This window comes from Stenotrophomonas sp. YJH_SMC_10, from assembly GCF_059371555.1.
In genome coordinates, this window is record NZ_JCAFUS010000005.1 from 214,943 (window position 1) to 236,110 (window position 21,168).

A 21,168-nucleotide genomic window follows, 5' to 3' on the forward strand; every position below is an offset into this window, starting at 1 on the left:
TCGCAGGCTCAGTTGATCATCATGTGGTAGTGCATGCTCCAGATGATCCAGACCGACAACGCGACGACGATGAACAGGATCACCAGGGTGAACACGAAGCTGGCCAGGTTCCAGCCACCTTCGGACTTGCGGTCCATGTGCAGGAAATAGACCAGCTGCACCAGGATCTGCGCCACTGCGAAGCCGACCAGCAGGAACAGCGTGAGCGGCCGCGAAAGCACCGGATTCATCACCAGTGCGAACGGCACCACGGTCAGCAGCGCGCACAGCACGAAGCCGATCAGGTAGGACTTGGTGGAGCCGTGCGCATTGCCGGCGCGCGAGGTTTCGACGTGGGCCATGTCAGAAGGCTCCGATCAGGTAGACGAAGGTGAAGACGCAGATCCACACCAGGTCCAGGAAGTGCCAGAACAGGCTCAGGCACGAAACGCGGGTGATGTTGGTCGGGGTCAGGCCACGGCGGTAGACCTGGTGCATGACCACCGCCATCCAGATCAGGCCGCTGGCCACGTGCAGGCCGTGGGTGGCGACCAGCGCAAAGAACGCCGACAGGTAGGCACTGGTGCTCGGGCCTGCGCCTTCGTGGATCAAATGCGAGAACTCGTAGATCTCCATGCCGATGAACGAAGCACCGAGCACGAAGGTCACGCCCAGCCAGCGCAGCACCGCCGAGGCATCGTGGCGGTGCATGGCCAGCACGGCCTGGCCATAGGTGATGCTGGAGACCAGCAGCAGGAAGGTCTCGGCCATCACGAACGGCAGCGAGAACAGGTCCTTGCCGGTGGGGCCACCGGCGTAGGCGGTGCTGAGCACCGCGTACGAGGCGAACAGGGAACCGAACAGCACCAGGTCGGACATGAGGTAGACCCACATGCCGAACACCTTCATGCCGCCCTGCTCGTGGCCATGGTCGTGTTCGTGGTGGTGCTCGTGCGCCTGCGTGTCGCTGGCCAGCTCGGGGCGGGTCAACAGGTTCATGCGCGTACCTCCTTCAGCTTGGCAAGGTTGGCCGCTTCAGTGCGCGCCACCTCTTCGGAACTGACGTAGTAGTCCACGTCCTCGTCGTAGGACCGCACGATCAGGGTGACGATCATCGCGATGAAGCTGGCCGCGGCCATCCACCAGATGTGCCAGACCAGGGCGAAGCACAGCACCAGGATCCAGATGTTGAGGATCAGCGGCACACCGGTGTTCTTCGGCATGTGGATCGGTGCGTACTTCTTCGGCGGCGGCGGCAGTCCGCGCTTCTTCGCTTCGTGGAAGGCGTCCAGTTCATCGGCCTTGGGCACCACGGCGAAGTTGTAGAACGGCGGCGGCGAGGGCGTGGCCCATTCCAGCGTGCGCGCATTCCACGGGTCGCCGGTCAGGTCCAGGTTGCGCTTGCGGTCGCGCACGCTCACGTAGATCTGCACCAGCATCAGGATGATGCCCGCGAACACGAACAGTGCACCGATGAAGGCGGCAATCAGGTACGGCGTCCACGCCGGGTTGTCGTACTGGTTCATTCGGCGGGTCATGCCCATAAAGCCCAGCATGTACAGCGGCATGAAGGCCAGGTAGAAGCCGATCACCCAGCACGCGAACGACCACTTGCCCAGGCGCTCGTTGAGGGTGAAGCCGAACACCTTCGGGAACCAGTAGGCGAAGCCGGCCAGGTAGCCGAACAGCGCGCCGCCGATGATGGTGTTGTGGAAGTGGGCGACCAGGAACAGGCTGTTGTGCAGCAGGAAGTCCGCGCCCGGAATGGCCAGCAGCACGCCGGTCATGCCACCGATGGTGAAGGTGACCAGGAACGCGATGGTCCACAGCATCGGCACGCTGAACTCGACGCGGCCACCGTACATGGTGAACAGCCAGGTAAAGATCTTAACGCCGGTGGGAATGGCGATGATCATCGTCATGATGCCGAAGAAGGCATTGACGCTGGCACCGGAACCCATGGTGAAGAAGTGGTGCAGCCAGACGATGAACGACAGGATGCCGATCGCCAGCGTGGCGCCGACCATCGACTTGTAGCCGAACAGCTTCTTGCGCGCGAACGTGGCGGTGACTTCGGAGAAGATACCGAACGCCGGCAGCACCAGGATGTACACCTCCGGATGGCCCCAGGCCCACACCAGGTTCACGTACATCATCGGGTTGCCACCCAGCGTGTTGGTGTAGAAGTTGAAGTCCAGGTAGCGGTCCAGGGTGAGCGCACCCAGCGCCACGGTCAGGATCGGGAAGGCGGCGATGATGATCACGCTGGTGACCAGCACGGTCCAGGTGAACACCGGCATCTTCATCAGGGTCATGCCCGGCGCACGCATGCGCAGGATGGTGATGAACAGGTTGACGCCGGTCAGCAACGTGCCGATGCCCGAGGCCTGCAATGCCCAGATGTAGTAGTCGACACCCACGCCTGGACTGAACTCGATGCCCGACAGCGGCGGATAGGCGACCCAGCCGGTCATGGCGAATTCGCCAACGCCCAGCGAGATCATCATCAGCGCAGCGCCGACCACGAAGATCCAGAAGCTGAAGGCGTTGAGGAACGGGAACGCCATGTCGCGTGCGCCGATCTGCAGCGGCACGATGATGTTCATCAGGCCGACCACGAACGGGGTGGCCACGAAGAAGATCATGATCACGCCGTGCGCGGTGAAGATCTGGTCGTAATGCTCCGGTGGCAGGAAGCCATCACTGCCCGGCCCGGCCGCGGCCAGCTGCGCGCGCATCATCAGCGCGTCGGCGAAGCCACGCACCAGCATGACCAGCGCCACCACCACATACATGATGCCGATCTTCTTGTGGTCCACGGTGGTGAACCAGTCACGCCACAGCGGGCCCCACAGCTTGAAGTACGTCACCGCGCCGAGCAGCGCGAGGCCACCCAGCACCATGGCCGCCAGTGTGACCACGACGATCGGCTCGTGCAGCGGCACGGCCTCCCACGTCAATTTACCCAACATGTTCGTTACTCCTGGGAAACCTGGGCACCACCGGCAGCGCCCGCCGGGGTGGCAGCGCCGGTGTTCTCACCGACGCCGATGAACTGGTCGATGACCTTCTTGAACAGCAGCGGTTCGACACTGGAGAAGTGCTGCACCGGTGCGTTCTTCGACGGTGCGGCCAGCGCCTTGAACTGGTTGAAATCCAGCGCCTGTGGTGCGCTGCGTACCTCGGCCACCCAGCGCTCGAAGTCCTCGTTGCTGCTGGCGGTGGCGATGAACTTCATGTTCGAGAAGCCATGCCCGCTGTAGTTGCCGGACATGCCACGGAACTGGCCGGGCTCGTTGGCGATCAGGTGCAGCTGCGTGCGCATGCCGGCCATCGCGTAGATCTGCCCACCCAGCTGCGGGATGAAGAAGGTATTCATCGTCGAGTTGGAGGTGATGTTGAACGCCAGCGGGCGGTTGGCCGGGAAGTTGAGCTGGTTGACCGTGGCGATGCCCAGGTCCGGGTACACGAACACCCATTTCCAGTCGGTGGCGATCGCGTCCACGTGCAGCGGCTCACCGGCCACGTCCAGCGGCTTGTACGGGTCCAGTTCGTGGGTCGACTTCCACACGATCACCGCCAGGCCGGCGATGATCAGCAGCGGCACGCCCCAGACCACGATCTCCACCTTGGTGGAGTGCGACCACTCCGGCGTGTATTTCGCTTTGGTGTTGCCGGCACGGAAGCGCCAGGCGAACACGAAGGTCAGCACGATGGCCGGTATCACCACGATCAACATCACGCCGATGCAGATCAGGATCAGGTCGCGCTGGGCGAGCCCGACCATGCCCTTCGAATCCAGCAGCACCCAGTCACAGCCCGACAGGCCGACGCAGGCCAGGGCGACCAGCGCCAGGCGGATGCGGTTCCAGCAGATATTCATTGGAGGTCAACCCTGTTGAAGAAGCGCGCTTGACCGGCTCGCCTGCGCGCAGCGCCCGGGCGTGGAGCGGCTACACTGTGGGTACGAGGTCGCCTACAAGAAGGCGAACCACTCCAATCAAGCCCATACAAGATACATCATTGTATGGACTTGTGCACCTGCACGTATGGAAAAACCTGACCGATGACGCCACCTGCCGCCGGCCGCCGCCTGAAACACCCCAATCGCACCTGGGTTCGCCCCTTCCGCGAGGGCGCTGGCCCGCTGTACCTGCAGATTGCCCAGCAGGTGCGCGAGGCAGTGGATGACGGCGTGCTGCGCCCGGGCGACCGACTGCCGCCGCAGCGCGACCTGGCCCAGCAGGTGGGCGTGGACCTGACCACGGTCACCCGCGCCTTCGCCGAGCTGCGCCAGGCCGGCCTGCTGGATGCGCAGGGCGCTGGCGGCACCTTCATCGCGCTGTCGGCCGGCAACCGCAGCACCTCGGTGGACCTGAGCATGAACATCCCGCCGCTGCTGGGCAGCGCGCCGTTCGCACAGGGCATGGAGGCCGGCTTCCAGCATGTGGGCCAGCAGCTGGGCCAGGGCGAACTGATGAGCTACCACGTCGGCGCCGGCACCCGCGAGGACCGCGCAGCCGCGGTGCAGTGGCTGTCACCGATGCTGGGGACGGTCGGTGCCGACCAGGTGGTGATCTGCCCCGGTGCGCAGACCGCACTGTGCGCGCTGATCCTGGCCCGCACCCAGCCGGGCGAGCTGATTGCCGCCGAGCAGCTGACCTACCCCGGCCTGCTGGCCGCCGCGCGCGTGCTGCAGCGGGGCGTGGTGCCAGTGGCGATGGACGCCGAAGGCATGCTCCCCGACGCACTGGAGGAGGCCTGCCAGCTACGCCGCCCGCGCCTGCTGTACCTGGTGCCGACCATCCAGAACCCGACCACGGCGACGATGTCGGCACAACGGCGGCAGGCCCTGCTGGCGGTCGCGAAGCGCCACGATCTGACCGTGATCGAAGACGATCCCTACTGGTTGCTGGCCGGAGACGCCGCACCGCCGCTGGCCGCCCATCGCAGTGCCGGCTGCCCGGTCTATTACATCTCCACCCTGTCCAAGTGCCTGGCACCGGGCCTGCGCACCGCCTACCTGGCGGTGCCGGCCGGCGAACCGATGGAACCGGTGCTGGACGCCCTGCGTGCGATCGCACTGATGCCGACGCAGTCGATGGTGGCGGTGGCCTCGCAGTGGATCCGCAGCGGCCAGGCCGAGGACATGGTGCGGCGCTTCCAGCAGGAGCTGCGCGAGCGCCAGGCGATTGCCGCGCAGTACCTGCCGTCCCGCGCGCGGGCGCACCCGGCCGGCCTGCACGTATGGCTGCCGCTGCCGCCACGGCTGGACCAGTACCGGCTGATCCAGGCCGCACAGGAACAGGGGCTGGGCATCGCCAGCTCGGACGCCTTCAGCGTGGAGGAACCGCCGCCGGGCAACGCCATCCGCCTGTCGCTGGGCGGCGCGGTCGACCAGGGCGCGCTGGCCGGGGCGCTGGCCAAGCTGAACGAGATCCTGTCCGAAGCCCCCGAGGCCCGGCATAACGCCATCGTCTGAACCGGGCGCATGGCGCCGCATCCATACAAGATGATATTTTGTATGCAATGTATGGATGAAGGGACGTGCTCGATGCGCACCGAGAAACTGAAGTTTCACCTGGTAATGGCAGGCTGTGGTGGCTTTGTGGTGCTGATGCTGGCCGCGCTGGCCTGGGTCTGCCTGCAGCCGCAGACCGTGGATGTGCAGGCGGCCGAACGCCACGCCGTCGAGCAATGCATGCAGCGCAGCGAGGATCGGTCGCGTAGCGAGATCCAGCGCCGCGCCCAAGCTGATTCCTGCCGCGAGATGCGCAAGCAGTACGTGCACAAGTTCGGCGTGGACGCGTCCTGATGGGCGCAGCCGCGCCGCGTCGCCGCTGGCTGCTGCCGACGATGATCGCCCTCGCCTGCCTGTTCATGGCCGGCGTCGCCGCTGCGCTGTGGCAGTACTTCGGCTACAGCGCGCAGTCCACATTCACCGAACAGGCCATCGTCTTCGACGACTCGCAACTGCGCTTGCCGGCCAATCTGGCAGGTGACACTGGCCGCATCCGCGTGGTGCACTTCTGGGACCCGGCCTGTGCGGTCTGCAACCGCGAGACCGGCGCGCACCTGAGCTACCTGATCAGCATGTACCGCCGCGCCGGCATCGACTTCTACGCGATCCGCCGCCCCGGTACCCAGGGCGAACTGCCCGAGCCGCTGCGCAACAAGGTGATCAACCTGCCGACCATCGACGGCATCGAGCACATTCCGGCCAGCCCTGCCGTAGCGATCTGGGACCGGCAGGGCCACCTGGCCTATGCCGGCCCCTACAGCGTCGGCATGGTCTGCAACTCGGCCAACAGCTTCGTCGAACCACTGCTGGACAAACTGGTGCGCGGCGAAACCGTGCGCCCGAAGGGACTGCTTGCCGTGGGCTGTTACTGCCCCTGGCAGGCCAAGCGCTGAGGACGCGCAATGACATCACTGACGCTGGCCGGTGCGGCCGCCGCAAACAACAACGGCGGTCACCTGTCCGAACCGACCGATGGTTATGGACAGGCTCCCGCCGTCGGAAGCAACGATACGCCCCGACATGCTCCGTACATGCCGCGACCGGATGTCGCAGCCCGCGAATGGGTGCAGGACGTGCTCGCGCACAACGGGCCGATCTACCTGCGCATCGTCAATTCGCTGGAGCGCACGGTGCGCCGCGGCGGTCTTGCACCGGGGCAACGCCTGCCCTCGCAGCGCGCGTTGGCGCAGCAGCTGGGCGTCGACCTGACCACGGTAACGCGGGCTTTCGATGAAGCACGCAAACGCGGCCTGATCGAAGCGCGCGGGCCACAAGGCAGTTTCATCGCACCGCCCAAGGCCGGCTTCGACCAGGTGGTAGACCTGAGCATGAACGTGCCGCCGGTGCCCGATGCAGATGCATTGGCCGAGACGCTGCGCCGCGGTGCCGCCGCCGTGCTTGCGCGCAGCAATGCACCGAATCTGATGACCTACCACCTGGGCGGCGGCAACCCGACCGACCGCCATGCGGCAGCGCGCTGGCTGCAACCGATGCTGGGCGCGGTGGACGATGCCTGCCTGCTGCTGACCGAAGGTGCCCAGGTGGCGTTGGCCGCGATCCTGCTCAGCCAGGGCCGCGATGGCGACGCGATCCTGTGCGACACGCTGGTCTACCCGGGCCTGCTGCAGGCCGCGGGGGCGCTGGGCCGGCGGCTGGTACCGGTGGACGGCGATGAACACGGCATGTGCCCCGAGGCACTGGTGCGGCAGGCACGCGGGAGTGGTGCGCGGCTGGTCTATCTCAACCCCACCTGCCAGAACCCGACCGCGCTGACGTTGTCGTTGCAGCGGCGCGAAGCGTTGGCACGCGTACTGGAAAGCGAGGGCCTGTTGGCGGTCGAGGATGATCCCTACTGGCACCTTTCCGAAGAGGCACCCATACCGTTGGCAACCCTGGCACCGCACCACGTGTTCCATGTGGCGACGCTGTCGAAGGTGATCAGCCCGGGCCTGCGCACCGCCTTCGTGCGCTGCCCGAGCGCCGCGCACGCCGAGGCAATGGCATCGGCCCTGCGCGCCACCCGGTTGATGGGGCATCCGCTGGTGTCGGCGCTGGCCAGCCAGCTGCTGCTGGATGGTTCGGCGCAATCGCTGCTGGCACAGGTGCGTACCGAAGCACGCGAGCGCATGCGCATGGCGCGCTACCTGCTGGCACCTTCGCTGCTGCTGCGCGCCGAAGGCCTGCATGCCTGGTGCCGGGTGCCGGCGCCATGGACCGACGCCACGCTGGTGCGAACCGCGCAACTGCAGGGGCTGGCCATCGCACCGTCATCGGCGTTCTGCCCGCCCGGGGTGCAGCATCAGAACGGCGTGCGGTTGTCGCTGGGGCTGGCCGCGGATCGCCGGCAGCTGGAGAGCGCGTTGCGGCGGATTGACCGGTTGTTGTTGTCGGACGCGTTGCCGGCGATCGAGCGGTAGGTGAAGAGCATCCACGCAGGGCGTGGATCTACTGCAGTCGGGCGGCAACGATTGGGATGCGTCCGAGCACGGTTTGGGTGGCCATTGCCAGAACGCGCCCGGTAGATCCACGCCCTGCGTGGATGGGATGTGCCGACCCACGGTCGGCACCCACCCGATCGGTAGTGCCGGCCGCTGGCTGGCAGCTGCTCGTGGGCGACGATCAGGTTGCCGGCCAGCGGCCGGCACTACCGTTTATGGTCAGGCCAGGGCGGAGAGTGCCTTCACCAGCGCATCCATCTGCTCGGGCCGGGTGAACACCGACGGCGTCACCCGTACGCAGGCACCGGAGTCCAACCCGTCGCGATGGGTGGTGAACACGCGATGCTCGTCCAGCAGGCGCTTCTGCAGCGCGATGTTGTCAGCCACGCTGGTGCGCCCGCGCAGGCGGAAGCTGGCCAATGCACTCGCCAGCGCCGGGTCCGGTGAAGACAGCACTTCGATGTGCGCCATCTGCCGCGCGGGCACCGTCCAGCGCTCGCGCAGGTAGCGCAGGCGCGCCTGCTTGTTGGCCGCGCCGATGCGCTGGTGCAGCGCGATCGCCTCCGGCAGCGCCAGGAAAGCGGCGAAGTTGACCGTACCGGTGTGCACACGGCTGCCCACGCGGCCATCGTCGGTCTCGCCCATGTACGGGTCGAGGTCCGCAACGCGGCCCTTGCGCACATACATCGCGCCGACGCCGACCGGCGCACCGATCCACTTGTGCAGGTTGATGCCGACGAAGTCGGCCTTGAGCTGCGGCACCGCGTAGTCGATCTGGCCGAACCCGTGCGCCGCATCGACGATCACGTCGATACCGCGTGCGCGAGCACGCTCGGCGATCTCCGCCACCGGCAGCACCAGCCCATGGCGATGGCTGACCTGGGTCAGCAGCACCAGCTTCAGGCGTGGCAGGCGCGCGAACGCGGCCTCGTAGGCCTGCAGGATCTGCGCATGGTCGGGCACCACCGGCAGCGCGATGCGCTCGACCTGCACGCCACGGCGCTGCTGCAGCCAACGCATCGCGCCGATCATGCTGTCGTAGTCGATGTCGGCGTACAGCACCTGGTCGCCAGGCCGCAGGCGGTTGTAGCCACCGATCAGCGCCAGCATCGCCTCGGTGGCGCCTCGGGTCAGTGCGATCTCATCGGCGCCCACGCCCAGCAGTTCGGCCACCTGCCGCTGCACCGCCATGTACTGCGCCGGGAACGCATGACGACCGTACCAGGCATTGCCACGGTTCACTTCAGCGGTATGGCGCTGGTAACTGGCCAGCGTTTCGCGGCCCATCGCGCCCCAGTAGCCATTCTCCAGGTGGTTCACTTCGTCGGTGATGTCGAAGTGGCTGGCCACGGCGGCCCAGTAGCTCTCATCGCGGGCCAGCACATCCGGTGCGGCCGAAGAAATGGGGATCTGCATGGACCCAGCGTAGCGCGCGGCGGCGGTGGCGGGCAGTGAAGACAGGGCGGCGGCCGGCAGCAGGGTGCCAGCACGCAGCAGGGAGCGGCGCGTGCGGTCCATCAGAAGCTCAGCCGATACTGCGCGTACAGATTGGCACCGTCGGTGTCATAGGGGGCGTTGCGCGAGTAGACCAGGCCGCGGCTGGCCTGGAAAGTCGCCTCGTCCGGATACCTGTCCAGCACATTGTCGGCACCTACGCGCAGGCTGTGATGTTCGTTGATGCGATAGCCGACGGCCAGGTCGAGGAAGCTCATCGCGCCGAAGCGCTGGTAGATGTCGCCCACTGCATTGCCGCTGGAATCGGTCCAGGCGCCGTAGTAGCGCACGCGCGCCATCAGCGACCATGCGCCCACGTCCCAGTTGCCGGTGAAGCTGCCCTTGTGCTCGGGCAGGCGGTCTTCGAACAGCACGCGCTGGGTCTCATTGGTGGCCACCGAGGTGCTGCCGTTGTCCACGCGGGTGCGGTTGTAGTTGTAGGCCAGGGTCAGCGTCATGCGGCCGGCGCCGAGGTCGCGCAGGTAGTTGCCGACCACGTCCACGCCGGTGGTGGTGGTGTCGAAGTCGTTGGTGAAGTAGTTCACCGAGGTGTAGCCCAGTGGATTGGGCGTACCGGCCGGAATGGCGAAACTGGCCGACTGGCTGAAGCGGTCGGTGAGCTTGATCTGGTAGACATCCACCGAGCCGGACAGGCCCAGGTCGGTGCGCCAGGTCAGGCCCAGCGACGCGGTACGCGATTCTTCCGGCTTCAGCGGCCTGGCGCCGAGCAGCTGCGCCAGCGGATCGTTCGGTGACAGGCGACCGCTGGTGAAGATCTGCAGCGTGCGCGTATCCAACCCCTGGGTGGTGCTGGTGGTGTTGAGCTGCGCCGGCGTCGGCGCGCGGAAGCCGCTGGACACGGTGCCGCGCAGGGCCAGGTCGGGCGTGATCGCAAAGCGCGCCGAGAGCTTGCCGTCCAGCGTGCTGCCGAAGCTGGAGAAGTCCTCGTAGCGGCTGGCTGCACCGATGCTCCAACGCTCGCCCAGCGGCACTTCCATGTCTGCGTAGGCGGCCTTGCTGCGCTGGCTCCACTGCCCGGCCTGGCTGGCCGAGAAACCCGGAGCGCCGTTGGAATTGGCCTCCAGGCCTGCAGCCGCGCCCGGGCCCACCGCGTACGAGGCCGGGTCACCGGCGCGCACCTGGTAGGTCTCCTGGCGGAACTCGCCACCGAAGGCGACGTTGATCGGCTTGGACAGCGCAGCCACGTCCCATTCGTAGTTGAAGTCGGCGTTGGCGTTCTTCTCGGTCTGGGTCAGGCGGCCGAGGTCGAATGCGGTCGGGCTGGCCGGGCCCAGCGAGGCATTGATCGAGTTCTTCAGGCGGTAGTCGATGGCATTGCGGCCATACGACGCGCTGGCATCCCAGCGCAGCTTGGGCGTGATCTCGCCACGCAGGCCGCCGACCAGCTGCAGGTCGTTCTGGACGTTGCCGTACTGCGGGCTGAAGCCCACCGGATACAGCGAACGCAGGTTCCAGCCTGGGAAAATGGCGGTGGTGCGGTAGGCACCGGTGGTGGTGTCCGGGTTGCGCCAGTTGAAATCGCTGACGCCATCGCTGTGGCTGTACAGGCCGAACGCATACAGCTCCAGCGTCTCGCTGGCGTTGGCCTTGACGTTGAAGCCGACGCGGCGGCTTTCCAGTTCCGGCTGGCCCCAGCGCTGCACCGGGTTGGGCACGTCCAGCTCGGGATGCGCAGCCTGGAAGGCGATCGCGTCCGGGCGCTGGCGGGTGCGCGAGGTGGCATCGGAGTTGGACGATTCGGCGAACAACACCAGGCTGCCGTAGTCGCCCAGCGACCAGCCGGTGCGCGCACTGAAGTCGCGCGACGCACCGTCACCCTGCGCGTACTGAGAATAGCCGGCGGTGATCTCGGTGCCCGGACCATCCTCAAGGATGATGTTGATGACGCCGGCGATGGCGTCCGAGCCGTACTGCGCCGACGCACCATCGCGCAGCACCTCGATGCGCTTGATCGCACTGGTGGGAATCTGTGCCAGGTCGGCGGCCTGCGCGCCACGGTTGCCGAGCAGCGCACTGCGATGGAAGCGGCGACCGTTGACCAGCACCAGGGTCTGGTCCGGCGACAGGCCACGCAGCGTCGCCGGGCGCACGAACACCTGGCCGTCCGCCATCGGCAGGCGCTGCACCACGAACGATGGCACCAGCTGCGCCAGCACGTCCTTCAGGTCGGTGGATTCAACGGACCTGATGTCTTCCTTGCTGAACACATCCACCGGCGCCAGCGTTTCGAACTGGGTGCGGTTGGACGCGCGCGTACCGGTGACCAGCAGCGCGTCGAGCTGGGTGGGCGCGGCGCGGCTGCCGCCGGCGGCATCGACCGCATCGGCCTCCGCTGCGATCGCGCCTCCTGCGCTGGCCATGGAAAGGGCAAGGAGGATGGAACGCGAAAGCTTCGAACGATGCACGGCAGGGCTCCGGGAGGACGCGGCAGGGCCAGCATCTGCGGGGGTAGCGCAGGCCTGGACAAGGCGCGCAGTCTCGGCGCGATCTGTGAAGGAGCCATGACGTCAGTGCGACAGCTTGATGCGGCACAGGCGCAAGAACTGCTAAACGCCGCGCCTGCCGATCCGCTACTGTGCCGGCATTGGATCCGGGGAACGGTAGGATGAGCGCGGCAGGCAAGGCGTTGTGGTACATCGAAACCCATGCGGACCAGCCCTTGGCGCTGGCCGACATTGCCGCTGCGGCCGGCCTGTCGCCGTTTCATCTGTCACGCCTGTTCCAGGCCCGCACCGGCACCTCGGTGGTGCGCTACCTGCGCGGGCGCCGCCTGACCGCTGCCGCGCAGCGGTTGGCCAACGGCGCCGGCGACATCCTGCAGGTGGCGCTGGGGGCCGGCTACACCACCCATGCCGCCTTTACCCGGGCCTTCAGCGAACAGTTCGGGCAGACACCGGAGCGGGTACGCGAACAGGGCACCGATGGGCTGGCGCTGGTGCAGGCGATCCGCCTGGACGAGGCCCCGTCAGCCTGCATTGAAGCTCCCCGGCTGCTCGATACGCCCGCGTTCCAGGTGGCAGGCGTCGGCATGCGGCATACCCGCGACAGCAGCGGCGCGATTCCGGGCCAATGGGCCCAGCTCAACCGCGAGTGGCCGACGCCGGCACCGGTCAGCTTCGGCGTGTGCTGCAACAGTGATGACGATGGTGGCTTCGACTACATTGCGGCACTGCCGGCAAGCACGGTGCCGAGCGTGCCTGCGCACTGGCGACGCGTGGACATCCCGGCGCGCCGCTACCTGGTGGCCTGGCACGGCGGACACATCTCGGCCATCCGCTCGACCTGGTTCTGGTTGCTGGATCATTATCTCCCTGCGTCCAACCTGAGCCTTGCCGATGCGCCGGACCTGGAGCGCTACGACGCCCGGTTCGACGAGCACAGCGGCCAGGGCGGCGTGGAAATCTGGCTGCCGGTCGAAGAACGTCCCCACTGACAAGGAGTTGAAGATGCGCATGACCGCTGCTGTGCTGGGAGGAATGCTGCTGGCGTTCGCGAGCGTCGGCGCCGCCCGCGAAAGCGGCGTCGCCGGCGAGCGCCACGGCACGACGACGCTGGCCAGCGCCGCCGTGCGCGACGCAGGGCACCGCGACGCGCTGCGCTACACGGTCTGGTATCCGGCACCGGCCGGCAGCCGCGAAACCGCGCTGACCATCGGTCCACCCGACGCGCCGCTGTTCGACGTCGGCCGGTCGGCCAAGGATGCGCCGGTCGCGGGTGATCGCCTGCCGACCCTGCTGCTCTCGCATGGCAACGGCGGCAGCGCGCGCATGATGGGCTGGCTGGGCACGGCGCTGGCGCGGGCCGGGTATCTGGTGATTGCGGTGGATCATCCAGGCAACAACGGCGTAGACACCCTGACCCTGCCCGGCAGCCTTCTGACCTGGTTGCGCGCCGATGACCTGCGTGCCGCACTGGCGGCCGTGCAGGCTGATCCGGTGCTGGGCCCGCATGTGGATCCTGAGCGCCTGGGGGTCGCCGGCTTCTCGGCCGGTGGCTACACCGCGCTGCTGGCAGCCGGTGCGCGACCGGACCTGCAGCGATTGCGGGACTTCTGCACCGCACATCCGGATGACGGCGTCTGCCGGCCCCAACAGGAGGCGGCAACGCACACGATGGAGGCGCGCGTTGCCGCTGCGGCGTCGCCCGCGCTGTCGCCCTGGATGTCCCACGCCAACGACGCACGCGCCATTCCCGGCGTGCGCGCGGTGTTCCTGCTGGCGCCGGCAATCGTGCAGGCCTTTGCGCCCGAGCAGCTCTCCTCGCTGAAACAGCCGGTGTCGATCGTGCTGGGCCAGGCGGACACGGTCGCGCCACCGCAGACCAATGGCGAGGCTGCGCGTGCGGTGATTGCGGGCGCTGTATTGCAGGTGCTGCCCGGTGTCGGCCATTACGATTTCCTCGCCGCATGCACCCCGACCGGACAGCACCGGCTGCAGGACCTGTGCAGCACGTCGGTGCCGAAGGCGCAGACCCACGCGCAGGCAGCGGACGCGGCAATACGGTTCTTCAACCATTCGCTGCGCTAGTGGCCGCCAGGCATGGCCCGGCGCTACAGTGGGTGCGTACACGGAGGATCGATCATGCGCCTGCTGCACCTCACTCTGCCGGTATCCGACGTCGCTTCCGTGGCTACATATTTCCACGATGTGCTGCAGCAGCGCGTGGTCGGCAACCATGTGCACATCGGCTGGAGCACGATCGAACTGCAGCCGGCGGGTGGTCACCCCGTCGGTGGCGTGCACCTGGCCTTCAACGTACCGGACAACCGCTTCGGCGAGGCGATGGCCTGGTTGCGCGAACGTACCCCGCTGCAACGTAATCCTGAGGGCCTGGATTACTTTGCGCTGGAGAGCAGCTGGCAGTCGCAGTCGGTGTACTTCACCGGTCCCGATGGCCTGATCCTCGAATTGATCGGCCGCCGCCGTCTGCCGGTCAGCACGCGCGCAGGCACCTTCCATGGCAGCGAGCTGACGTGCCTGAGCGAGGTCGGCCTGCCCAGCCACGGTGTCGATGCGGTGCGCGAACAGTCCAGCCAGCGCTTCGGCCTGCAACCGATCAGCCCGCCTTCGCCGCAGTTCGCGCCGATGGGCGACGACGAGGGCCTGCTGATCGTGGTTGCGGCGGATCGACGGTGGTTCCCCGAGCAGAAAGACCTGCCCAATGCGCAGGGCGTGCAGCTGCAGGTGGGTGATGTGAGCGGTAGCGGCGAACTGCGTGATGCCACGCTGGGCTGGCGGGTGTGGGCGGCCTGAGCCACCAGCTGCCCGAAGCGCCGCCGCCGCTGCGACCACCACCGGACCAGCCGCCGGAACTGCTCGAGGACGAGCTCGACGACGAGGTGCTGGACGAGGAACGGTAGCCTTGGGACGACCCTCGCGTCAGGGCAACGACCGAATCCCCTGTGCGCCAATCCGCTGGCAACAGGTTGCATGCGGATGACTCTTCCGAGGGCGGCAGCTGCTCGCCATCGATCAGCGCCACCAGCAGCTTGCTGCCGTCCAGCATGCCCTGGGCCAGGTCTCCCTCGCGCAGGCGCGGCACGCTGTGCATCCTGCGAAGCGGCATCCGTGGATGTCCTCCCCCATCAACGGAAAAAGCCGGCCGGATCGCTCCGGCCGGCCTCCTTTACCACACGCCTGTCAACACGCAGCGGTCAACGGCCCAGGGCCACTCGCTGCTGCTCGTCCTGCACGTGTTGCGGCGAAGGCTCGTGCTTGGCCAGCATTGCAGCGCTGGTTTCCTGCAGGTTCGGTGCCGTCTGGGTCATGTCCACCGAAGTACGGAAGCCGGGAACGGTGCCCATGACGAAGGCCTTGCCATCCTGCACGGTGACGCCCTGCAGCTTTTCCGGCGAATCGATGCCGGCGGCCTTGGCCTGGGCGGTCACATGCGCGCTCATCTCGTTGCAGATCATGCCCGGCAGGTGGCCACGGATCGCATTGTGCAGCGGCGTATCCGGATGCGCCTTGTCGCCCAGTTGCGGCCCCTTCGGCGCCGCCTCGGCATGGCTGCGGCCTTCGGCAAGCTTGGCCAGCGTCGCCGGACCCGCCACGCCATCGGCGGAGAGCCCGTGCTGCTTCTGGTAGGCGGTCAGAGCGTCCTTGGTATTGGCACCGAACTTGCCATCCTCGCTCAGCCGGTTGCCATGGCCGTCGCGCACGCCCAAGCGGTTGAGTTCCTTCTGCAGTGCAGTCACTTCCTCGCCCTTGGCGCCCTGGCGCAGCACACCGTTGTGGTCGGCCTCATGCGAATGGCCACCCTTGCCGGTTTCCTTCAGCTTGCCGTGGTCCCAGAAGTCCTGCGGGCTGAGCAGCTTGCCGTGCGGATCCTTTAACTGGTAATGCACGTGCTGGGCATACTGCCCCGCACCGCCCGGGCCACGCCCGCCCATGGTGCCGATCGGCTCGCCCGCCTTGATCGGCTGGCCTTCCTTCACCTGGGTCGACTGCAGGTGCAGGATCTCGTGCGAGTTGCCCTGTGCATCCCTGATCTTCACCGTGCCGTAGTCGCCACCGACGAACGTCACCGTTCCGGAGATCGGTGCGTGAACGGTCGGGTGCTGCAGATTACGGCCGTGCTGGCCGCCGACATAGTTGAAGTCGGTGCCACCGTGCGGCTTGTGCGCGCGGTGTTCGCCGAACTCACCGGTAACGTGCGGCTTGACTCCGTTCTGCGGGGGCAGCATCACCTGCATCGTCTGCTCGAAGGTGCGGGTCTGGCCTTCGGCATGCGCCGCTGCCGGCTTGGCCTGCGCGTGCGTGGCCGCAGCTACGGCGGGGGCCGCGTGGCTGCCCTGGGACTGGCCGTGGGTGAGTCCCAGGCGCTGCTCCACGAACCGCTCGTACTTGTCCACGTACGGCATCACCTTCTTTTCAGACAGGTTGAGGCCGCCGTAATCGCGGGTCGGGCCGTCGTGGTGGTACTTGTAGATGTACTCCTCACCCTGGCCGCGCTTGTGCGCCAGCGTGCGGTTGTCGATGTAATGGTCAACCAGTGCATCGGACTGTGCGCCGACGTCGAAGCGGTTGCGGTTGTTGAGGTGGTAGTGGTTGCCGGTCTTGTCGATGAACTGGCCCAGGCCCGAGGCCGAGGTGGTGCCAGCGGCGGCATCGGGGTTGAAGCCCGATTCAACGCGGGCGATGGCCAGTACGTGCGCCGTTTCGCGCGGGGTCAGGCCCTTCTCGCGCGCCGACTCGATGATCGTGTCGATCACCCGTGACTGTACTTCCGGGGTCGCATCGCCCCACCGGCGGGAATTGCCATGCAGGCGGCCGTCACTCTGATCGATCGGCTCCCGGTAGTGGCTCCACGGTTTGATGCGGTCACTGCTGTAGGCCGCCCCGCGGGGCTGGACCATGTCCTGGTAGATGTCTGCCATGTCTGTGCTATCCATTCTATGAAAAGGGGGATTTCCTTAAGGGGTACTGCTCCTGGTACTTCGGGTACTGCGGTACTGCGGTGCTGTGTTCACAGCGCGCGTGCGACGTCCTGCCGCTGCGCTCAGTCTTCGATGTAGTTCACCTCCGGGTGCTTGATGCCGAGCGAGTCGATCAACTTCTCGTACTCGTCGTTGTTGGGCTCCTGCTCCTCGCCTTCCGCGCCGCGCAGCGGCGGTGTGCTGTGGGTCAACTGGCGGCCACTGGCGTCGTACAGGTAGTACCACTCGCAGAAGCTGCAGCCGAACGGCAGTTCACCGTACTGCACGACGAAGTACGGCGTGCCGCTGCGGTCCTGCACGCAGGCCAGGCCAACGGCGGTATAGCCGTCCATCTCCTTGGGCGCAGCAATGGCCTGGCGTGCGCCGTCCTTTTCGATTTCCAGCGTGGTCAGCCGGGGAGCGTCCGTGTCTTGGGTGGGCTGGGCCGCCAGGTGCAGGCGGGTGCCTTGGCAATCGATATGCATGCCGGTCTCGTCGCGCGTAAGAGAGGTGGGAAGGTCCGCAACGGCAGCCGCAGGTGCGGCCGGCGCCGCTGCCGGGTCAGTGGATGCGGGGGTCGCCGCCGGTGCAGCCGCCTCAGGGCCGCTGCAGGCAGCAAGCATCAGGGCCAGCACGGGGGCAACGGGAGACAGACGCATGCGGTGCTCCTTGGGTGAATCACACGACCGCCCGCAGGCGGTCGCTCAGGGGTCAGATCGATTCGTCCTCACGCTTGACCAGCTGCCAGCACGGCTTCTGGGCAAAGGTGTAGACCTGCTGGTCGCTGGTATCGGGGGTGCGCATCTGCACCTGCACCTGGCCGTCGGGCAGGCGGGTGACCTGCATCTCGCGGCCCTGCCGCTGCAGCGTGGCCGGGTCCGGCATCACCGGCCATTCGACCTTGGCAAGCGGCACCTTCTCCTCCACCTTGCGTGGCTCCGGCTCGGCTTCGGCGTCGATGTGGCTGTCCAGCAGCGGATCGGCAGTGGACGTTTCCTGCAGCGCGATCTCGTTGCCGAAATGCTTGAGGAAGTCGTCGAAGACCGGATGGGGGCAGCCGGCGGAAGCGTCTGCCGGGGCCGCGGCAACCGGCGTGGCCGGCGCCGTGGCGGCGGCCGTGCTGGCCGGAGCCGGTGCGGCGGCGCCAGCGGGGGCCGCCTGGGGCGCAGGCTTGCAGCCCGACAGCGCGAGCCCCAGGGCAAGCGCAAGCAGGGCAACGGGGCGGAGCTGGTTCACGGGATCCTCCTGATTCCGGGTGGTCGCGCGCGGTTCCGGCGCGGTAGGCAGGCAAGGATAGCCATGCCTCCGTCAATTCAGTTTCAACATCCGCTGTCAGGAATATCCCGACATGCTGAATTGAGACTCATATCACACTAATGCTGAAATCAGCGTCACCGCGGCAGCCGGTAGACTACGCCGCACACGCTTCGACCCTGGCCCCATGCGCGGATTCCTGCTTGCCCTCTCCCTGTTGATGCCAATGCTGTGGCCTGGTGTTGTGGCCGCGCTGGAGGTCCGGGAAGGCGACCTGCTGTTCGTCACCGCCGGCCGCAGCGGCCTCAGCGCGGCCATCGACGATGCCACCGGCAAGCAGGGCGCACCCAGCTTCGATCACGTGGCCCTGGTCGCTGCAGCGCCAGACGGCTGGGAGGTACTGCATGCGGACGAGAAGGGATCGCGCCGGCAATCGCTGGTCGAGTTCCGCCAGGACGCCCAGGCCAAGCAGCGGCAGATCGTGGTCTATCGCCTGCGCGCACCGCAGCAGGCCGCCATCAAGGATGCGGTCGCGACCGCACGCACGATGCTGGGCAAACCGTACAACACGTCATACGTGTTGAACGAGGGCAGCTACTACTGCTCGGACTTCATCGAGCGCGCGTTCCGTGCGCACCACGTGTTCGCGCTGCAGCCGATGAACTTCCGCAACCCGCAGAGCGGTCAGATCGCCCAGCACTGGGTGGATCTGTACCGTGGCATGGGCATGGACGTGCCGCAGGACCAGCCCGGCACCAATCCCAATGACATGTCAGCGGCGCCGGTGCTGCAGCGCATCGGCGTGCTGGAATAAGCGAAGCCCCGCGCGCGGCGGGGCTTCGGGGGTTACCCAGGGTGGGTACCGAAGTCACTCTTCCTCGTCCTGCCCACCTTGCTGCTGATTGCGCTGGTTGCGCTGCTGCTGTTCCTGCTGCTGTTGCTGCTGCTGGTCGCGGCCACGGCCCTGCTGCTGATCCTGCTGGTTCTGCTGGCCCTGCTGCTTCTGGTTCGGGTTCTGGTTCTGCTGTGCCATGTCCGATCTCCAAAGCCACGCGCGGAATGCGGTGGACGGGGCCATCGTCTGCAGCGGTTGGTTAATCACGCGTGGGTGGGCGGCTACATTGGTGTGTACGCGCGTGAATGAACGCGCAGAAGCCCTTGCGGCACAAGCCACTGAAGGATTCATGCGGGTTCGGCATGTGCTCATGCCGTTATCCAAGCCGGGCGCATTCATGGCGCGTGTGGTCGGAAACCCGCGCTGAACGGGGCTGGTTTCACGACGCTCGCAGTGATGCCAGCCCGCAGTCAGGGCATCACCGGCGGCACATACGCCAGGGTCATGCCCAGCAGCCACAGCAGGCCCAGTACCAGCGGGATGTGCACCAGCAACTGGATGAAGGTGAAGCCCACGATGTCGCGTGCCTTCAGCCCCAGCACGCCCAGCAGCGGCAGCATCCAGAACGGGTTGATCAGGTTCGGCAGCGCTTCGGCCGCGTTGTAGACCTGCACCGCCCAGCCCAGGTGCGCCTTCAGCTCGTTTGCGGCCTGCATCACGTACGGCGCCTCGATGATCCACTTGCCGCCCCCGGACGGCACGAAGAAGCCCAGCACCGCCGAGTAGACGCCCATCACCAGCGCGAAGGTATCGGTGCTGGCCACGTGCACGAACAGGCTCGACAGCCGGTGCGCCAGCGTCTGCCCGTCGCCACCGGCGGCGTGGGTGAGGATCATCGCGATGCCGCCGTACAGCGGGAACTGGATCAGCACGCCGGTCGTACTCGGCACCGCCTTGGCCACTGCGTTGAGGAAGCTGCGCGGCCGCCAGTGCAGCAGCAGGCCCAGCGAAATGAACAGGAAGTTGTAGGTGTTGAGGTTGGCGATGGCGGTGACCACCGGCTTGTTGGCGAACTCGTTGAACAGCCAGCCGAACGCCAGGAGCGAGAGCAGCACGGTCAGCAACGGGCTGTACTCCAGCCATTCGCCCGGGCGCGTGCGTCGCTGCAGCGGTTCCGGCTCGGCCTGCGCGGCGCCGGGGAACTCCTCGGCAGTACGCGCACTGCCGGCCGCAGGCGCGGTCAGCCAGGCGATCAGCAGCGAGACCAGGATCAGCACCGCGGTCAGCGCGATCGACTGCCACAGGAAGATGGTTTCGGTGAACGGCAGCACGCCGGTGATCTCCACCAGCCCCGGCGGCATGCTGGCCGGATTGGCCTGCAGCTGCGCGGCCGAGGAACTCAGCCCCATGGCCCACACCGCGCCCAGGCCAAGATATGCCGACGCACCGGCCGCGCGGTAGTCCATGCGCAGTTCGGTACGACGGGCCAGCGCGCGCACCAGCAGGCCACCGAACACCAGCGAGAAACCCCAGCTGAGCAGCGAGGCCAGCATGCTGACCAGGCCCACGTACACCACCGCACCGCGACCGGTGCGCGGCACCCGGGCCAGGAAGTCGATGAAGCGCGCGACCACCGGCGCGGTGGCCACGGCGTAGCCACCGATGACCACGAAGGCCATCTGCATGGTGAAGGGAATCAGGCTCCAGAAGCCGTCACCGAAGGCGCTCGCGGTGGCCTGCGGGGTCGAGCCGAAGCCCATCGCGGCCAGCGCGACGATGACCACGCCCAGCACCGCGAACACATACGCATCGGGGAACCACTTTTCCGCCCACGCGGCCGAGCGCAGCGCTGCGCGCGCCATCCAGCCGTCCTGTACTGCTGCCGTCGAGGCCATCGCCTACCCTCCCAGGTTCGATGGATCGATTCTGGGCGGTGGGGTGCAGGCTGTCAGCCACCTATTGGTCGTAGGTGACACAGAACGGTAGTGCCGGCCGCTGGCCGGCAATTTCCTGATCGGGATGGTCGTGCAGCCGGCCAGCGGCCGGCTCTACCATGCCCTGGAATCGCGGTAGCTGGCGGAGGACGGTAGTGCCGGCCGCTGGCCGGCAACCTCGGGATCACGCACGGGTCCAGCCGGCCAGCGGCCGGCTCTACCAGGCCCGGGAATCGTCGTAGCTGGCGGAGGACGGTAGTGCCGGCCGCTGGCCG

The 21,168-nt window shown here is 67.0% G+C and carries 19 protein-coding genes; 8 read left to right on the forward strand and 11 right to left on the reverse strand.

What is annotated here, in order from left to right; all coding sequences use genetic code 11:
* Positions 1 to 8: 8 nt before the first annotated feature.
* From cyoD to cyoA, 4 genes are read right to left on the reverse strand one after another with little or no spacing between them, the layout of a single operon-like run.
* On the reverse strand, positions 9 to 341 hold the full coding sequence (cyoD, locus tag AC5P9C_RS09670) for a cytochrome o ubiquinol oxidase subunit IV (RefSeq protein ID WP_006399830.1): 333 nt from the start codon (positions 339 to 341) through the stop codon (positions 9 to 11).
* Position 342: 1 nt separating this feature from the next.
* Positions 343 to 978, reverse strand: coding sequence for a cytochrome o ubiquinol oxidase subunit III (gene cyoC / locus AC5P9C_RS09675; protein WP_103282144.1), 636 nt, complete (start codon positions 976 to 978; stop codon positions 343 to 345).
* Positions 975 to 2,951 carry a cytochrome o ubiquinol oxidase subunit I gene (gene cyoB / locus AC5P9C_RS09680; RefSeq protein ID WP_006474876.1) on the reverse strand — a complete coding sequence of 659 codons (1,977 nt, stop codon included), beginning with the start codon at positions 2,949 to 2,951 and terminating at the stop codon, positions 975 to 977. The genes cyoC and cyoB overlap by 4 nt, the downstream gene beginning before the upstream one ends.
* Positions 2,952 to 2,956: 5 nt before the next feature.
* Complete coding sequence (gene cyoA / locus AC5P9C_RS09685; protein WP_343542885.1) at positions 2,957 to 3,862, reverse strand: ubiquinol oxidase subunit II; 906 nt, start codon at positions 3,860 to 3,862, stop codon at positions 2,957 to 2,959.
* Between the two features lie 183 nt (positions 3,863 to 4,045).
* Here cyoA and AC5P9C_RS09690 point away from each other — a divergent pair, with 183 nt between their 5' ends.
* The 4 genes from AC5P9C_RS09690 (at position 4,046) to AC5P9C_RS09705 (ending at position 7,917) form a co-directional block, all read left to right on the forward strand.
* Positions 4,046 to 5,461 carry an aminotransferase-like domain-containing protein gene (locus AC5P9C_RS09690; RefSeq protein ID WP_343542887.1) on the forward strand — a complete coding sequence of 472 codons (1,416 nt, stop codon included), beginning with the start codon at positions 4,046 to 4,048 and terminating at the stop codon, positions 5,459 to 5,461.
* Between the two features lie 72 nt (positions 5,462 to 5,533).
* The gene (locus AC5P9C_RS09695; protein ID WP_182068128.1) at positions 5,534 to 5,794 is read left to right on the forward strand and encodes a hypothetical protein; all 261 of its coding nucleotides are present in this window, start codon (positions 5,534 to 5,536) and stop codon (positions 5,792 to 5,794) included.
* Entirely contained in the window at positions 5,794 to 6,393 is a 600-nt protein-coding gene (locus AC5P9C_RS09700) for a DUF6436 domain-containing protein (protein ID WP_197639620.1), read from the forward strand. The genes AC5P9C_RS09695 and AC5P9C_RS09700 overlap by 1 nt, the downstream gene beginning before the upstream one ends.
* Positions 6,394 to 6,402: 9 nt before the next feature.
* A complete protein-coding gene (locus AC5P9C_RS09705) occupies positions 6,403 to 7,917 on the forward strand; it encodes an aminotransferase class I/II-fold pyridoxal phosphate-dependent enzyme (RefSeq protein ID WP_197639622.1) in 1,515 nt (504 codons plus the stop codon).
* A 240-nt stretch (positions 7,918 to 8,157) separates the two neighbouring features.
* Here AC5P9C_RS09705 and AC5P9C_RS09710 read toward each other — a convergent pair whose 3' ends face one another.
* On the reverse strand, positions 8,158 to 9,456 hold the full coding sequence (locus tag AC5P9C_RS09710) for an aminotransferase class V-fold PLP-dependent enzyme (protein WP_343542891.1): 1,299 nt from the start codon (positions 9,454 to 9,456) through the stop codon (positions 8,158 to 8,160).
* Positions 9,456 to 11,858 carry a TonB-dependent receptor plug domain-containing protein gene (locus AC5P9C_RS09715; protein ID WP_414615028.1) on the reverse strand — a complete coding sequence of 801 codons (2,403 nt, stop codon included), beginning with the start codon at positions 11,856 to 11,858 and terminating at the stop codon, positions 9,456 to 9,458. Before AC5P9C_RS09715 ends, AC5P9C_RS09710 begins: the two co-directional genes overlap by 1 nt.
* A 200-nt stretch (positions 11,859 to 12,058) precedes the next feature.
* Here AC5P9C_RS09715 and AC5P9C_RS09720 point away from each other — a divergent pair, with 200 nt between their 5' ends.
* From AC5P9C_RS09720 to AC5P9C_RS09730, 3 genes are read left to right on the forward strand one after another with little or no spacing between them, the layout of a single operon-like run.
* Positions 12,059 to 12,886: an AraC family transcriptional regulator gene (locus AC5P9C_RS09720; RefSeq protein ID WP_154331341.1), complete on the forward strand. Its 828-nt coding sequence runs from the start codon at positions 12,059 to 12,061 to the stop codon at positions 12,884 to 12,886.
* Positions 12,887 to 12,899: 13 nt separating this feature from the next.
* Positions 12,900 to 13,979: an alpha/beta hydrolase family protein gene (locus AC5P9C_RS09725; RefSeq protein WP_343542906.1), complete on the forward strand. Its 1,080-nt coding sequence runs from the start codon at positions 12,900 to 12,902 to the stop codon at positions 13,977 to 13,979.
* Positions 13,980 to 14,033: 54 nt separating this feature from the next.
* A complete protein-coding gene (locus AC5P9C_RS09730; RefSeq protein WP_343542908.1) occupies positions 14,034 to 14,705 on the forward strand; it encodes a VOC family protein in 672 nt (223 codons plus the stop codon).
* Positions 14,706 to 15,106: 401 nt separating this feature from the next.
* Here the strand turns inward: AC5P9C_RS09730 and AC5P9C_RS09735 are convergent, their stop codons facing one another.
* From AC5P9C_RS09735 to AC5P9C_RS09745, 3 genes are all read right to left on the reverse strand, one after another.
* Entirely contained in the window at positions 15,107 to 16,831 is a 1,725-nt protein-coding gene (locus AC5P9C_RS09735) for a peptidoglycan-binding protein (protein WP_343542910.1), read from the reverse strand.
* A gap of 122 nt (positions 16,832 to 16,953) precedes the next feature.
* Positions 16,954 to 17,529 (reverse strand): hypothetical protein, encoded by a 576-nt coding sequence (locus tag AC5P9C_RS09740; protein ID WP_414615029.1) that lies wholly within the window; start codon positions 17,527 to 17,529, stop codon positions 16,954 to 16,956.
* 52 nt (positions 17,530 to 17,581) lie between these two features.
* Positions 17,582 to 18,106, reverse strand: a complete 525-nt coding sequence (locus tag AC5P9C_RS09745; RefSeq protein WP_414612799.1) for a hypothetical protein — start codon at positions 18,104 to 18,106, stop codon at positions 17,582 to 17,584.
* Between the two features lie 205 nt (positions 18,107 to 18,311).
* Here AC5P9C_RS09745 and AC5P9C_RS09750 point away from each other — a divergent pair, with 205 nt between their 5' ends.
* Positions 18,312 to 18,938: a YiiX/YebB-like N1pC/P60 family cysteine hydrolase gene (locus AC5P9C_RS09750; protein ID WP_414615030.1), complete on the forward strand. Its 627-nt coding sequence runs from the start codon at positions 18,312 to 18,314 to the stop codon at positions 18,936 to 18,938.
* Between the two features lie 54 nt (positions 18,939 to 18,992).
* On the opposite strand, the gene AC5P9C_RS09755 is transcribed toward AC5P9C_RS09750, so the two are convergent.
* Together AC5P9C_RS09755 and AC5P9C_RS09760 are read right to left on the reverse strand one after the other, a co-directional pair.
* On the reverse strand, positions 18,993 to 19,157 hold the full coding sequence (locus tag AC5P9C_RS09755; RefSeq protein ID WP_005414774.1) for a hypothetical protein: 165 nt from the start codon (positions 19,155 to 19,157) through the stop codon (positions 18,993 to 18,995).
* 272 nt (positions 19,158 to 19,429) lie between these two features.
* On the reverse strand, positions 19,430 to 20,854 hold the full coding sequence (locus tag AC5P9C_RS09760) for a short-chain fatty acid transporter (protein WP_180995876.1): 1,425 nt from the start codon (positions 20,852 to 20,854) through the stop codon (positions 19,430 to 19,432).
* Positions 20,855 to 21,168 lie beyond the last annotated feature (314 nt).

Bases quoted from the DNA above. Each gene is read 5' to 3' on its own strand.
- AC5P9C_RS09760 (WP_180995876.1), bottom strand. From the start codon at position 20,854: ATGGCCTCGACGGCAGCAGTACAGGACGGCTGGATGGCGCGCGCAGCG.
- AC5P9C_RS09695 (WP_182068128.1), top strand. From the start codon at position 5,534: ATGCGCACCGAGAAACTGAAGTTTCACCTGGTAATGGCAGGCTGTGGT.
- AC5P9C_RS09735 (WP_343542910.1), bottom strand. From the start codon at position 16,831: ATGGCAGACATCTACCAGGACATGGTCCAGCCCCGCGGGGCGGCCTAC.
- AC5P9C_RS09705 (WP_197639622.1), top strand. From the start codon at position 6,403: ATGACATCACTGACGCTGGCCGGTGCGGCCGCCGCAAACAACAACGGC.
- AC5P9C_RS09710 (WP_343542891.1), bottom strand. From the start codon at position 9,456: ATGGACCGCACGCGCCGCTCCCTGCTGCGTGCTGGCACCCTGCTGCCG.
- AC5P9C_RS09700 (WP_197639620.1), top strand. From the start codon at position 5,794: ATGGGCGCAGCCGCGCCGCGTCGCCGCTGGCTGCTGCCGACGATGATC.
- cyoD (WP_006399830.1), bottom strand. From the start codon at position 341: ATGGCCCACGTCGAAACCTCGCGCGCCGGCAATGCGCACGGCTCCACC.
- AC5P9C_RS09730 (WP_343542908.1), top strand. From the start codon at position 14,034: ATGCGCCTGCTGCACCTCACTCTGCCGGTATCCGACGTCGCTTCCGTG.
- AC5P9C_RS09750 (WP_414615030.1), top strand. From the start codon at position 18,312: ATGCGCGGATTCCTGCTTGCCCTCTCCCTGTTGATGCCAATGCTGTGG.
- AC5P9C_RS09755 (WP_005414774.1), bottom strand. From the start codon at position 19,157: ATGGCACAGCAGAACCAGAACCCGAACCAGAAGCAGCAGGGCCAGCAG.
- AC5P9C_RS09720 (WP_154331341.1), top strand. From the start codon at position 12,059: ATGAGCGCGGCAGGCAAGGCGTTGTGGTACATCGAAACCCATGCGGAC.
- AC5P9C_RS09740 (WP_414615029.1), bottom strand. From the start codon at position 17,529: ATGCGTCTGTCTCCCGTTGCCCCCGTGCTGGCCCTGATGCTTGCTGCC.
- cyoC (WP_103282144.1), bottom strand. From the start codon at position 978: ATGAACCTGTTGACCCGCCCCGAGCTGGCCAGCGACACGCAGGCGCAC.
- AC5P9C_RS09725 (WP_343542906.1), top strand. From the start codon at position 12,900: ATGCGCATGACCGCTGCTGTGCTGGGAGGAATGCTGCTGGCGTTCGCG.
- cyoB (WP_006474876.1), bottom strand. From the start codon at position 2,951: ATGTTGGGTAAATTGACGTGGGAGGCCGTGCCGCTGCACGAGCCGATC.
- cyoA (WP_343542885.1), bottom strand. From the start codon at position 3,862: ATGAATATCTGCTGGAACCGCATCCGCCTGGCGCTGGTCGCCCTGGCC.
- AC5P9C_RS09690 (WP_343542887.1), top strand. From the start codon at position 4,046: ATGACGCCACCTGCCGCCGGCCGCCGCCTGAAACACCCCAATCGCACC.